The following is a 13,751-nucleotide window of genomic DNA, read 5'->3' as shown; positions in this document are numbered from 1 at the left end:
GAATAGGCTTTTAATTAATTTAATTTTTTGTTTTCTTTTTTTGCAAATTCCCCCTTTGGGGGTTAGGGGGCTATTTTAAACCCGTACTTCCAAAACCGCCATCTCCACGTGAGGTTTCCGATAAATTTTCGGCTTCAACCCATTCGGCTCTTTCATGTTTGGCAATAATGAGCTGGGCAATTCTTTCGCCGTTTTCAATAGTAAAATCTTGGTTAGATAAATTTACTAAAATTACTCCTATTTCACCACGATAATCTGCATCTACAGTTCCGGGAGCGTTTAAAACAGTGATGCCATTTTTTGCTGCCAAACCACTTCTCGGGCGAACTTGTGCTTCGTAACCAATAGGCAACTCTATAAAAAGTCCGGTTTTTACAATGGTTCTTTCTAATGGTTTTAAAATGATAGGTTCCGAAATATTGGCACGTAAATCCATTCCAGCGGAAGCAATGGTTTCGTAATGCGGTAAGGAGTGATTAGATTGATTAACGATTTTAATTTCCATAAATTATTTTCTGCGATTTGCGATTCGTAAAATGGTTTCTTTTTCGTTGTAATATATGAAATAGGCGAAGATGAGCAAGAGTGGAACACCAACAAAATAATTTTGGCGAAAGCCATAAAAATAAACTACCGAAAACAATATAGACAATCCAAGATAGCCACCAATTTTCTTTTTGTCGTACGGAATGGGATATTTATTTTTTCCGAGCCAATACGAAATGACCATCATGGTTCCATATGCGGCAATAGTAGCAATTGCCGAACCCATGTAACCGCCAATTCCTTTTTCTTGTGCAATAGGAATTAAATAAAAATTAAGTCCCAAGGTTACAATCGCCCCAATGATGGAAATGATGGCGCCAACGTGTGTTTGATTGGTGAGTTTGTACCAAACGGAAAGATTGGTGTAAATTCCCAAGAAAAAATTGGCAAAAATAATGAGTGGCACTACATTCATTGCAGCCCAATACGAACTGTCTTGAATCATCACTACTTTTAAAACATCGGCAAAAACGATAACAGCCAAACTCATCATTGAGCCCGTGATGACGAAATATTTAGTAATGGTGGCGTAAGTTTGCGAAGCATTGTCATTAGCAGCATGACTAAAAAAAAATGGTTCGATTCCTAAAGTGTAAGCTGTTCTGAACAAAACCATGAACAATCCAAGTTTATAACAGGCGGAATAAATTCCTACTTGCGCTTCGGCAATATCCGGCGGCAATAAATGTTTTAACAAAATTTTATCGAACTGATCGTTGATGGCAAATGCAAGTCCGGCAATCATGATGGGAAATCCGTAACGTAGCATTTTTTTTAATAAAGAAAAATCGAAACGCCAACGGAAATGCAAATAGTTTCGGCAAAGCACCAAAAAGGTAAGGAAACTGGCAATTAGGTTCGATACGAAAATATAGCCAATTTGAAAATCTTGATAATAAAAAGTACTGATAAATGCTGATGGATTTTCTTTGGCGATTTTGGGTAATGCAATAAGGAAAAAAAGGTTTAAACCCAAATAGACAGCCACATTTCCAATTTTTATTGCTGCATAAATCATTGGTTTTTGATTGGCTCGAAGTTTAGAAAAAGGAATAACCACTAAAGCATCGAGTGCCAAAATCCAAATCATGTAGGTGATGTATTGGGCATCAATTTCTAAATAATTGGCGATAGAAATTCGGTTAATTAATGCAATGGAGAGGAAAATAATCGTAGTCCAAAAAATAGCAAATGTAGAAGTTTCGATTACTTTTTTCTTGTCGGTTTCGGAATTGTAAAACCGGAAAAAAGCGGTTTCCATACCGTAGGAAAGCAACACATTGAAGAAAATGAGGTAAGCAAAAATCACATTTACCGAACCGTATTCTTCTTCCGGAAGCAATTTAGTGTAAAGCGGCACCAAAATAAAACTAAACATCCTCGGAATCACCGTGGCGAGACCGTAAATGGCGGTTTGTTTGAAAAGATTTTTGTAAAAGCTCAAAATTTAGTTTTAGTGTAACAAAAATAAGGATTTCTTTTATTGTGGTACAATTGGTTCGGCTTTATCTTTTTAACACAAAACAAAAAAAAGCGCCTTTTTGTAAAAGCGCTTTTCTATAAATTGAATATTTTTTTCTTAACTGTTTAAAGCTTCTGCTCCACCAACAATTTCGAGGATTTCTCCGGTAATGGCTGCTTGACGGGCTTTGTTGTAAGTTAATTTTAATTGATTGCGCAATTCTGTCGCGTTATCAGTTGCTTTGTGCATGGCGGTCATACGAGCTCCATGTTCTGAAGCAAATGAATCACGAATGGCTTTGTACAACTGCGTTTTGAGCGAAAGCGGGATCAACTCTTCGATGATTTGTTCTTTTGAAGGTTCAAAAATATAATCAACTGAAGTGTTTTCTTGCTTTTCTACCGGTAGAATTGGCAAAAATTGTTCTGTGATAATGATTTGCGTAGCGGCATTTTTAAATTGATTATAAACCAATTCAATTTTATCATAAGCACCATCTACGAAAAGTTGCATTAAATTTTCGGCAATATCGGCAACGTTTGCAAAAGTTAATTCGTCAAAAACCGTAGTGTTGTGGTTGATGATATTGTTTCCTTTTTTGATTGCGTCATTACCTTTTTTTCCGATTGTAACAAAATCTACTTGTTTGTCTTTGTATTCCACAAGCAAATTTTTTACTTCTTTCACCACATTTGAGTTGAACGCACCACTCAAACCACGGTTAGAAGTTATGGCTACTACCAAAATTTTGTTTACCGGACGTTGTTCTGAATAAACGCTTGCACTATCGCCTTCTAACGATGCGGTTACGTTTTGCAACAATTCGGTTAATTTTTCGGCATACGGACGCATGGCTGTAATAGCATCTTGCGCTTTTTTGAGTTTGGCAGCAGAAACCATTTTCATCGCCGAAGTGATTTGCATCGTCGAGGAAACTGAGGTAATTCTGTTACGGATTTCTTTTAAGTTTGCCATCTATTTTGTATTAAGACTTTAGTATTAAGTACAAAGTTCATCTTGATACTTTGTACTTAATACTTAATACTTTTATTAGTTATATTTCGCTGAAACTTCTTTCGCTACATTTTCGATCACATCAGTGATGCTGTCATCTAATTTACCAGCTTTTAAAGCGTCAAGGGTATCTCTATGCTTGTTGTTCAAGAATTCTAAGAAATCTTTTTCAAACTCTTTTACTTTGTTTACCGGCACGTTTCTCAACAAGTTTTTAGAACCTGCGTAAATAATCGCTACTTGGTCTTCTACGGTATAAGGATCGTTCAAACCTTGCTTTAAGATTTCCACGTTTCTTTTTCCTTTTTCAATTACGTTTAAAGTAACAGCGTCCAAATCAGATCCAAATTTTGCGAAAGCTTCTAACTCACGGAATTGAGCTTGATCTAATTTCAAAGTACCAGAAACTTTTTTCATTGACTTAATCTGAGCATTTCCACCAACACGTGATACCGAAATACCTACGTTAATTGCCGGACGAACCCCTGAGTTGAACAAGTCCGACTCCAAGAAAATTTGTCCATCAGTAATTGAAATTACGTTAGTTGGGATATATGCTGAAACGTCTCCTGCTTGTGTTTCAATAATTGGTAAAGCTGTTAATGATCCACCACCCTTTACAATTGGTTTCAAAGATTCCGGAAGATCATTCATAGTTCTAGCAATTTCATCGTTGTTGATTACTTTTGCCGCTCTTTCTAACAATCTTGAGTGAAGGTAGAAAACGTCTCCAGGGTATGCCTCACGTCCTGGTGGTCTTCTCAACAACAGAGAAACTTCACGGTAAGCTACTGCTTGTTTAGATAAATCATCATAAACAATTAAAGCCGGACGACCTGTATCACGGAAATATTCTCCAATTGCAGCACCAGCAAATGGCGCATAAACTTGCATTGGAGCTGGATCAGAAGCATTTGCCGCCACAATTACTGTGTAAGCCATTGCTCCTTTTTCTTCTAAAGTTTTAGCGATTCCAGCAACAGTTGAAGCTTTTTGCCCGATGGCAACATAGATACAAAATACTGGTTTACCAGCATCATAAAATTCTTTTTGGTTGATAATGGTATCGATACAAACTGTTGATTTACCAGTTTGACGGTCACCAATTACAAGCTCACGTTGACCTCTACCAACTGGAATCATCGCATCAACCGCTTTGATACCTGTTTGTAATGGTTCGGTTACCGGCTGACGGAAAATAACTCCAGGCGCTTTTCTTTCTAACGGCATTTCGTATAAAGTTCCACCGATTGGTCCTTTACCATCAATTGGTTGTCCTAAAGTATTTACAACACGACCTACCATTTCTTCTCCAACTTTAAGTGAAGCGATACGTTGTGTTCTTTTTGCAGTTGAGCCTTCTTTGATTCCTGTTGATGAACCGAAAAGTACAACCCCAACGTTGTCTTCTTCAAGGTTCAAAACCATTCCTTCCATTCCATTTTCAAACTCAACTAATTCACCGTATTGAACGTTTGAAAGACCGTAAACACGAGCAATACCGTCACCCACATTTAAAACCGTTCCAACTTCTTCCAGCGTTGCACCAGATTCGAAATCTGACAATTGCTTTTTTAATATTGCTGAAATTTCAGCAGCTTTAATTTCCGCCATTTTGTTTTATAGTTTATACACTTAAAAGTGTGGTAAATTTTAATTATTACTAAATTCTCTTTTTAAAACTTGCAATCTGTTGGCGATGGAAGCATTGTATTGCTTGTCGCCGATTCTCAAGATAAATCCACCAATTATTGAGGGATCAACAATGTTTTGGATGGTAATTTTTTTGTTAGAAAACTCTCTGATTTTAGCAGCCACTTTAGCTTCTAAATCAGCATCCATTGGGATTGCCGTGGTTACTTTTGCAATTTCAAAACCATTCATTTCATCAAACAAAGTCGTGAAATTTGAAGCAATAAAACCCAAAATTTCGAAACGTTTGTTTTCTTTCAACAAATGAAAAAGTCCTTTTGTTACAGTATCTGTTCCTGCAAAAATTTCTAAAAGTGCAGATTCTTTCACGTTTCCGGCAATGCTCGGACTTTGAATAAAATTGCTCAATTCTTGGTTTTCAGATACGGTTTGTGCCACAAGAGTCATATCGTTATAAACTTCTTGAGCGACACCTTTGCTTAGTGCCAAATCTAATATTGCTTTTGCGTATCTTGATGCTGCTCTGTTTCCTGACATGTGATTAGTTTAATTTTACGTCGTTCAACATATTTTCAACCAAAGCAGTTTGAGATTCTTTTGAAGAAAGTTCTTGTTTCAATAACTTTTCTGCGATTTCTAGTGAAAGTGCCGAAACTTGAGATTTCATTTCTGCCATGGCTGCGTTTTTCTCCGCTTCGATAGCCGTTTTAGCTTGCTCAATCATTCTTTGTCCTTCTGCTTGTGCTTCTTGACGAGAATCTGCAATCATTTTCTCTTTCATTTCACGTGCTTCTTTTAATAGTGAATCACGTTCCATTCTGGCTTCTTGCAAAATTCTTTCATTATCTGCGGTTAGGTTTTGCATTTCTCTTCTGGCTGCTTCAGCAGAAGCCAACGCGTTGTTGATTGATTCTTCACGGCTTTTTACAGCTCCCAAAATGGGTTTCCATGCAAATTTTGCCAAAAGAATAAAAAACACGATGAAGATCAATGTTGTCCAAAAAACTAAACTTTCCGGTGAAGTAAAATTCATAAACCTTGTATATTAATTTTAATTTTTTATTTTTAAAAAAACTTCCTGAAGCCAACCGCAACAGGAAGTTTTAGTTTTAATTATTTTGCGATTAACGCAACTACTACCGCGAAAAGAGCAACACCCTCGATAAGTGCAGCAGCGATAATCATAGCAGTTTGGATTTTTCCAGCAGCTTCTGGTTGACGAGCCATAGCGTCCATTGCAGAACCACCAATTTTTCCAATTCCAAGACCTGCACCGATTACAGCTAATCCAGCTCCGATTCCAGCTAATACCATAATAATAAATTTATATAGTTAATAATTAATAAAACTCAATTTTAGTGATGGTCGTGCTCTTCTACAGCTTGACCAATAAATAATGCTGAAAGCAATGTAAATACATAGGCTTGCAACGCTGCAACTAACATTTCTAAAACACTCATGAACAAAACAAATGCTCCAGAAACGGGTCCGACTGCAACGGTTTTGAAAATAAATATTAATGAAATTAAACTCAAAATGATAATGTGTCCCGCTGTAATGTTAGCAAAAAGACGAATCATCAATGCGAACGGTTTTGTCAACATCCCAATAATTTCCACAGGAACCATAATAGGATATAATGCTTTTGGTACTGGAGGTGTTAAAATGTGACTCCAATAATATTTGTTTCCGCTGAAAGATGTTACTAAAAATGTAATGAATGCCATTACGAATGTAAAGTAAATATTTCCGGTTAAGTTTGAACTGAATGGGAAAAACGGAATCAAACCGATTAAGTTGTTAATCCAAATGAAGAAAAAGATGGTTAACAAATACGGCATGTACTTTGCATATTTTTTGTGTCCTATGTTTGGAATAGCAATGTCATCTCTAACAAATACTACCAATGGCTCTAAAAATCCAGCCAAACCTTTCGGTGCTTTGTCGTTCTTTTTGTAACTTCTGGCTGCAAAAAAGAAAAGTACAAACAGCAATACTGCCGACATTAACATCGAAAACACGTTTTTAGTGATTGAAAAATCTAACGGACGCGCTTCAAAATTAAAAGCACTTTTGTCTTCTTCTGAAAGTTTTTCGAAAGCATCAGCATAAAAAATCACTTCGTTGTAACGAACAAACTTTTGCCCGTCAACATCCACAAGGTGATGACCGGTATTGTCGTGATGAAATTTCTCTGAAGAAAATATTTTCAAACCATCATTGGTCCACAAAATCACTGGAAGGTAGAAGGAAATGGGATGTCCGTTCCAATCTGCAATGTGAAATTCGTGAGAATCTCCAATATGAGAATTAATTAAATCCGAAGCATTAAATTCTTCCTCAACTTCCCCATGGGTTTCCACATGATTTCCATGAACCGGATCTACCGCTTCTGCCTTTACATAAAGACTATCAATAGTTGTGTTTGCAAATGATCCGTATGAAAAAATCATTGCAAGGGCAAGGGTTAAGGTTTGAAGTGGTTTCTTTGAAAATATCATCGTTAAATTAGTGTAGCTAATTAATAGGTTCCAAAATTTTTGCAAAGGTACATATTTAATTCGTTCTTTAAAATTTCTATATAGAATTTTTAAACATTGGCATCAAATAAAGATAATTCTTTAAAATTCAGTTGTTTTAAGCCTTATTTATTAGCCGAACAGCAAAAATCGTTTCGAATGTAAGATACAAAAAATAAGGGATAAAAAACGCCGCAACGTCGGCAACGGGTGTTAAACTTTCGGATTTTATAAACGGTATTAAAAATATAACCGCGGCAAACATTTTAAGCAAACTAATCGCCATAAAAGCGAAACCGGTTTTTTCGGCGAAACTTTTGTGTACAAAAAATAAGAAGCCAAATACAAAAACCGAGGCCAAAAAATTAAAAATGTAAATACTATATATTGAATAGAAAAATTTCTGATTGCTTAAAACCGTTTCTAACAACAATAAATGCAAGCCAAAAAGCAAAAGTGTGAAGATAACGAGCGATAGAAAAAATGATTTCATTAATTATTTTTTGTTGAGTTCTTTTACCTGCCTGATCACGTTGTACAATGCCACAAAAACCGAGAAAATAGACAATATAATTGTCCAAACAGAATGATCATTAGGATATTTTTCGTCAAGCCAAATTCCAGCATAGGTGAAAATAAAAATGATGAATCCCATTTGTAGCGGAATCCCGAGCAAGGCCATCCATTTTCTGTTATTATTTTCTGACGAATTGCCCACGATGTTATGGTTTTTTAACCGATAAATATTCGCTGTAATTTTTCTTGATTTGCACCACTTTGTAATTTTCGTTCGAAATAATTACAGGTGTTTCGGTAATTTTATATTCTTTAAAATCTTTTAAAATACTTGCGGCATCTTTCGCTGCTTGTTCGGTTGCAAAGCCGTGAACTACCACAAAATTTTCTTCCATTGTGTAAACATCAAAGGATTGTGAAAGTTTTGTTGAAGCTCTTTCGGATATGAATTTTTTGAGTTTTTCCTGAAGTTTTACCGTAGCAGGATTATTTACATCGGCATTGGTTTTAAACAACATTTTGTAACTCACCGGAATTTCCTTGTCAAACTGAACTTGCTCTAACTGCGGTACATTTTTTTGCAATAATTCTTCCGCTTGTTTGCCTTCGGGATTGTTCGGATAATTTAAGGCTACATAATTTAAAGCGCCTTTGTATTGCTCAATTCCTTTTAGTTTCCCAATGGTGTTGGCTTTCAACAATTCAATTTTTGGCACAATTTCTTCGCCAGAATACAATTCGATTAATTCATCGGCATCAATTAAAACCTGCGTAAATTTTTCAGCTTCATACAATCGGAACAATTTATTATAAGCATTTTCTGGCGTGTCCAAACTTTCGGCATCAGCTCCTGAACCTGCTTTTAAAATCGTTGCATAACGAGAATCGGGATATTGCGAAATAATATTTTGCTTGATGGTTTCGGCTTTTCCGTTTTGTAAAATTTCGTAAATTTTAAACAAATTATATTTTGCTGGTAAAACCAATCTTTCTTCCGGATTGTTTTCTAATAATTTTTCCAAACGTTGGGCCGCTAATTCGTATTCTTTGAATTTTTCCTTGTAAATCAAACCTAATTGATAATAAGCAAAATTGCGGTCTTTCGCCAAACTGTCAATCACTTTTTTATCCGAAGGAATTTGGGTCAAATAATAATCCACTGTAAAACGCGGATTGATTTTTTCTTCTACTTCCTCTTTTTCATCTTCGGTTGAAGCTACTTCTCCGTCAAAATCATCGCCAAAACCAATTTTTGTTTTCATTTCCGAAAGTCGCCAATTGTCCTTCAACGTACGATTTCCCCAACGTTTTCTAAATTCATTTTTACCATAAGCCACCGTTGACGGATTGTAAAAATAAAAATTAGTTTGCACTGAAGAATTGCCTCCCGGAGGTCTTGGTCCCGCAGGTTTTTCAAGTGTTTCAACAGCTGATTCTTCTCCTTTTGACGATCTCATCGCCATTTTAGCTGCTGCTCTTTCATTAGCCACTTCAGCATTATCATTCGCAGTATTGATAGAATTAGAAATATTTGCTGCTTGTTGCGCTGCGATTTCTTCTCGTTTTTTTCTGGCTTCTTCAGCTTTTTTTAATTTTTCAATTACATTTTCGAAAAACGCCACCCGATTCGGCTCTGAAAGCGACACCACGTGTAAAATACTGTCATTAGTTTGCGCAATCGCTTCGTATTTAATTACGTCTTCGAGATTTTCACGTTTTTTCTTAACCGCACGATATTCCCGGGTTCGCTGGTCTAATCGAACCAACGTACTGTCGAAATATTTTCCGGCATCGGCATATTTTGCTTTGTTAAAATTGATTTCGGCAATGTTGCGGTAGTTTGAAGCCACCAAATAATTATCGCGCGAATTGGTGCGAAGCGAACGGTTGTAATACACCGTTGCCATGCTGTCTTTTTCTTGCTTGTCGTAAAAAAGCGCCATTTGGTGGTTCAACACATCTAGGTATGGACGGTTTTCGCGGTCTTCCAACAAATCGTTGAATTTTTCTAAAAATGCTAAAGTATCATTTTTGCCAAAATCAAAATATTTGGCCTGTTGGGCATGAGCTTGAATCACGTATCGTCTCGGACTTTTACGCTTCATGTCGATTACCTTTTGGTACTCCAAATTTGCGCTATCTTGGTGTTTTTCAGCATCGTACAATTGACCTAAAATAAAATGGTAACGGGCTTTTTCTTCATTGCTTTTGGTAAATTCGGCAGCCAATTTTAGTTTGGCAATCGCACTATCTTGTTCTTTTAAATTCAAAAAAGCTTGCGCCAATGTTGCATTGGCATCCGCATAAACCTGGTCTTTTAACTCAATGTGTTTTAATAATTCGGTCAAATTTTTGGCAGCAAGGAAATCATTTTCCATTCGCATATTGGTTTTTTCACGCCAAATTTTAGCCAAATGAATTTTATCGCTTTTAGGATATTTGTACAAAACGTAGTTAAAAGCCTCCAAAGCCGGAACGTATCTTCTCTCATAATATCTTGACATTCCAAGCATTAAGTGCGCTTCGTCCATCTGAGGATTTCTTTCAGAACCATCAATGTTCATGGAATGTTTTTGAATCGCTTTGATCGCTTTAGTTTCGGCCCGTTCAAAGTTTGGATTTTTTTGTTCACCCGGAAGCATCGTTTCTTCAGAAGATTGCATACGTTCCACCGGAAGTGTTTCCCAAAAATTATCTACATATTGCGATTTCAGCTCGTTAATTCCGGTTTCCAGTGCAATTCCACCATTGTAAAGCGTGTTATATTCAGTATTTACGGCATGCCAGCTTCGGGAAACGAAATTATCTTTTTTGGTAGAACATGCGGCAAGAGCCACAATAATTCCTCCGGAAATGGCGTATTTTAATGTATTGGTTTTCAAAGTAAAAACGTTTTAATCCTTTAACTGCTAAAAGTGCATTTTAGTATATCAACTGGTAAAAATACGTTTCTTTTTAATATGTAGAAAAATTTCGGTGGTTTTTTGGGGAATTTGCAGTTTTCCACCTAAAGATTGAAATGAATTTTTTATAAATAAACTTTCCAAAAGTGCGAACGGACAATTATTTTTTTGGGCGTTCCCCTGCGGGTCGGGCTGTTCGCTGTATCTTTTATCAATTACCCCGGAATTAAAATCCGGGTAATTGATAAAAGGATGTCGCTTCCATCCCTAACGCAAACCCCTGCATATTATAATTTTTTTTTGAACCACGGGAAAGGATTTGTGCGGTAGCGGGGGTTGGAAATTAGGCAAAATTAAAACTGGTTTACACCACTGCAACATGATGTTCAAAGGCATTAACTTAATCACGGGACAAATCTCACTTTTTCATTCCAGTGACGGCTTGCGATTTTCCGGCGGAATCGGGTTTGGGTTTTGAAAAAGAAGCTTCACCGGGAGCCTCTTTTTTGAGTGGGGATAAATCAATTCACAAGTCTGACTTGTTGAATAATCACTTTTTTTGCTTTCGAAGATTCTTCAATAAGAAATATTCTTTTTGGGTTTTCTTTTAGTAGTTTTTTCAATTCTTCAGTGAAATATTGGTTCAGATAATTATAATCCACAATTAGCTTTGGATTAATATTTTGTAATTTGATCTCTTTATGCGTTTTCCCAATATTGTAAAACATCAGTTCGTTAATGAAAAAAATTTCGCTTTCGTCAACAATATCTTTTCTGTTAATTAATGTTTTAGAAGAATTATTGTTTTTATCATATTTAATGTAAATTTCTTTTGCTGATTGCAGCTCCAAAAACCTTTCATCAATAAATAAGTTTTCAAGACTTTTGTAATAATTTAAAAATTCCTTTCGTTCTTGATAAAACGGGTATTTATTTGCAATGTAAGTTTCAGGCGAATGGCTTACCAACTTTAAGTGTTTGTCTTTTTTATAAATATCGATTACATATTCTGCTCCGTCACTAATTGAAATTTTTTTCCCATCCATTTCATCCACATTTAATTCTGAAGGATTTAAACTAAAAATAGGAGTGATATCCATTGTTGAATGAATTTTTTCTTTTAAAATCCTTTCTTTAAATTCCACTTTTCCAGATTTAACTTTGTATAAGACGATTGAATCTTTTCCAATTAATACACATTTGGAATTATTCAAACAAATCAATGTATCATCGGCTTTAAAATTAAATTGATTTCTCAGAATTTCAACTTGTTCATTTTCCTTTTCGAATCTTGAAATTTCAAAATTATTACTTTGCTGTCCAAATACTGAACAGCAAAATAATAGAAATAGTATTTTAGATATTTGCATAAATTTTATGAGACAGTTTTTTTAGCTTTTATTCTGGTCGAATATATACGAATTCATTTACATCATATAAAGTTCCTAAATTTTTACAGTCTGAATTAGGTACAAAAACCTTTATGTCAAAGTATGTTTCTGTATAATATTTTTCAACTCCTATCTCTTTAATTTTTAAAGCTATTAGTTTTTTCAGTTTATCGATATTTACAATGTGTGTTTGAACATCCCTATAATTCACTCTTTGGCTTCTATATTGTTTCTTTATATACCCAAAAAGCAATTTCTGATTGTCAAAATAGAAATTAATAATTCTATCATTTTCAGTAAGTTTTGATTCCCTACTATGTAATATGTATATTTTACGCTGTTGTGAAAAACAACAGGTAGAGAATAATAATAATAATAATAATATATACAAGGTAGTTATTTTCATAATTACGTTAATTTTCAAAGTCTCTAATTATTTGGCGAATTTGAAGTCTTTCTTGTTGAGGTACATTTTGCCAAGACAAAGTAGGTTGCGCAGGTAGTCCTGTAGTTTCGTCCATCGTTCCACTACCCATTAACCCCACCCAAGCTAATGCTTGGTACAATTCTTCAGAATACGAATTGTCAAATTCTTTCATCGCCTGAACTATAATATTTCTGTAATGTTGTGCCATCATTTGATGTTGCGCAGAATTTATATTCATTCCTGCTGGGATATTTTGGCGCCAGCGAATGTAATAATCGTAAATACCAGGAAAATTATCTTTCATCGCAATTATATCACTATATGTCAGCCCGTCAAGACTGGGTTGATTATAATTTGAAAGTAGCTTTCTAAAAATTTCAGCATGAATGATCTCGTGTATCATAGTTCGGGCGATCGACAAGTTAGGTCTGTTTAAATTGTCAGTATTAAACGTAATAGTAACGACATAATTTTCCGGGAGGCTTGTTTGAGCGTTTGCATTATCAGGCAAATCAGAAGCTGCTGCTAATTTAAGATGCGCTACGGAAAATGATCCTTCAAAATTTTGTAAATAATTTTTAAATGTTGGCATTCCACCAAACAAATTATAAACATTCATTAAAATTGAATTGTTTGAAAAACTTGGATCGATAATAACTTGTAATGCAAAATCCACCGCACCGCCTTCTATCAAGGCATCGATAGCGCTTTTTGTAAACCCCATAGCCTCATTACTAACCACTCCATTTATCGTACCTTGGGCATCAATGTAATTTTCAATGTCAGCTTTCACATCAGGATAATCGTTCAGGTATTGTTGTTGAGCAAAATTTAAAGAGTTATTATAAAACGTTTGAAAAAAGCTTTGAAAAACAACCGGTTTTGTAGGGATTTCTATAATCTCTTGTCCTGGATTTCCATTGTTGCCCGGGTTTCCACCACCTGAACCTTCGCCACCACCACTGTTAGGACAATCACCCCAAACTGTGTTATAGGCGACTATTCTATTTTCTCCAACTCTACATACTCCACTTACGTAATCGTCAAAGCTATGAGCATTGTTTGCGGCACATATCCAAACCGGAATTTGAGCAATCGGACATTGCATACTTCCGCCTTTAGCGTAAGTGACACCTGATAATTCCACTTGTGTAGAATTAAATCCTTCAATAGTTCCTGAAAATAAGGTGTTAGGATTATTACGGTAACTTTCTAACCAATTATCCGAAGGAAAATATCGGATTACTTTGTAATCAAAATCGTTACCATTTTGCGAAAAATAAACAATATTAGTTATGGCTTGGTCGTTTTCTAAATTCG

General features: G+C 35.5%; 12 protein-coding genes and 1 pseudogene. All 13 read right to left on the bottom strand.

Annotated features, from left to right (window positions below; translation table 11 throughout):
* Positions 1-70: 70 nt before the first annotated feature.
* Entirely contained in the window at positions 71-505 is a 435-nt protein-coding gene (gene dut / locus GV828_RS09225; protein WP_166537202.1) for a dUTP diphosphatase, read from the bottom strand.
* A gap of 3 nt (positions 506-508) precedes the next feature.
* On the bottom strand, positions 509-1,990 hold the full coding sequence (locus GV828_RS09220; protein WP_166537201.1) for a lipopolysaccharide biosynthesis protein: 1,482 nt from the start codon (positions 1,988-1,990) through the stop codon (positions 509-511).
* 135 nt (positions 1,991-2,125) lie between these two features.
* Positions 2,126-2,983, bottom strand: coding sequence for an ATP synthase F1 subunit gamma (gene atpG / locus GV828_RS09215; RefSeq protein WP_166537200.1), 858 nt, complete (start codon positions 2,981-2,983; stop codon positions 2,126-2,128).
* Between the two features lie 75 nt (positions 2,984-3,058).
* Positions 3,059-4,636 carry a F0F1 ATP synthase subunit alpha gene (gene atpA, locus GV828_RS09210; RefSeq protein ID WP_166537199.1) on the bottom strand — a complete coding sequence of 526 codons (1,578 nt, stop codon included), beginning with the start codon at positions 4,634-4,636 and terminating at the stop codon, positions 3,059-3,061.
* Between the two features lie 39 nt (positions 4,637-4,675).
* Positions 4,676-5,212 (bottom strand): ATP synthase F1 subunit delta, encoded by a 537-nt coding sequence (gene atpH / locus GV828_RS09205; protein ID WP_166537198.1) that lies wholly within the window; start codon positions 5,210-5,212, stop codon positions 4,676-4,678.
* A 4-nt stretch (positions 5,213-5,216) separates the two neighbouring features.
* On the bottom strand, positions 5,217-5,708 hold the full coding sequence (locus GV828_RS09200; RefSeq protein ID WP_166537197.1) for a F0F1 ATP synthase subunit B: 492 nt from the start codon (positions 5,706-5,708) through the stop codon (positions 5,217-5,219).
* A gap of 80 nt (positions 5,709-5,788) precedes the next feature.
* A complete protein-coding gene (gene atpE, locus GV828_RS09195; RefSeq protein ID WP_166537196.1) occupies positions 5,789-5,989 on the bottom strand; it encodes an ATP synthase F0 subunit C in 201 nt (66 codons plus the stop codon).
* A gap of 41 nt (positions 5,990-6,030) precedes the next feature.
* The gene (atpB, locus tag GV828_RS09190; protein WP_166537195.1) at positions 6,031-7,176 is read right to left on the bottom strand and encodes a F0F1 ATP synthase subunit A; all 1,146 of its coding nucleotides are present in this window, start codon (positions 7,174-7,176) and stop codon (positions 6,031-6,033) included.
* 514 nt (positions 7,177-7,690) lie between these two features.
* Positions 7,691-7,912: an AtpZ/AtpI family protein gene (locus GV828_RS09185; RefSeq protein WP_317163821.1), complete on the bottom strand. Its 222-nt coding sequence runs from the start codon at positions 7,910-7,912 to the stop codon at positions 7,691-7,693.
* 4 nt (positions 7,913-7,916) lie between these two features.
* Positions 7,917-10,592, bottom strand: a complete 2,676-nt coding sequence (gene porW, locus GV828_RS09180; RefSeq protein WP_166537194.1) for a type IX secretion system periplasmic lipoprotein PorW/SprE — start codon at positions 10,590-10,592, stop codon at positions 7,917-7,919.
* Between the two features lie 542 nt (positions 10,593-11,134).
* Positions 11,135-11,983 (bottom strand): hypothetical protein, encoded by an 849-nt coding sequence (locus tag GV828_RS09175; RefSeq protein WP_166537193.1) that lies wholly within the window; start codon positions 11,981-11,983, stop codon positions 11,135-11,137.
* 28 nt (positions 11,984-12,011) lie between these two features.
* A complete protein-coding gene (locus GV828_RS09170) occupies positions 12,012-12,410 on the bottom strand; it encodes a hypothetical protein (protein ID WP_166537192.1) in 399 nt (132 codons plus the stop codon).
* 7 nt (positions 12,411-12,417) lie between these two features.
* A pseudogene (locus GV828_RS09165) lies at positions 12,418-13,751 on the bottom strand (hypothetical protein); the annotation flags it as partial.

Origin of the sequence: Flavobacterium ichthyis (genome assembly GCF_009915155.1) — a bacterium.
Classification (GTDB): domain Bacteria; phylum Bacteroidota; class Bacteroidia; order Flavobacteriales; family Flavobacteriaceae; genus Flavobacterium; species Flavobacterium ichthyis.
This window is presented reverse-complemented; position numbering and strand designations above follow the sequence as displayed.

Bases quoted from the DNA above. Each gene is read 5' to 3' on its own strand.
- dut (WP_166537202.1), bottom strand. From the start codon at position 505: ATGGAAATTAAAATCGTTAATCAATCTAATCACTCCTTACCGCATTAC.
- atpG (WP_166537200.1), bottom strand. From the start codon at position 2,983: ATGGCAAACTTAAAAGAAATCCGTAACAGAATTACCTCAGTTTCCTCG.
- atpA (WP_166537199.1), bottom strand. From the start codon at position 4,636: ATGGCGGAAATTAAAGCTGCTGAAATTTCAGCAATATTAAAAAAGCAA.
- atpH (WP_166537198.1), bottom strand. From the start codon at position 5,212: ATGTCAGGAAACAGAGCAGCATCAAGATACGCAAAAGCAATATTAGAT.
- GV828_RS09200 (WP_166537197.1), bottom strand. From the start codon at position 5,708: ATGAATTTTACTTCACCGGAAAGTTTAGTTTTTTGGACAACATTGATC.
- atpE (WP_166537196.1), bottom strand. From the start codon at position 5,989: ATGGTATTAGCTGGAATCGGAGCTGGATTAGCTGTAATCGGTGCAGGT.
- atpB (WP_166537195.1), bottom strand. From the start codon at position 7,176: ATGATATTTTCAAAGAAACCACTTCAAACCTTAACCCTTGCCCTTGCA.
- GV828_RS09175 (WP_166537193.1), bottom strand. From the start codon at position 11,983: ATGCAAATATCTAAAATACTATTTCTATTATTTTGCTGTTCAGTATTT.
- GV828_RS09170 (WP_166537192.1), bottom strand. From the start codon at position 12,410: ATGAAAATAACTACCTTGTATATATTATTATTATTATTATTATTCTCT.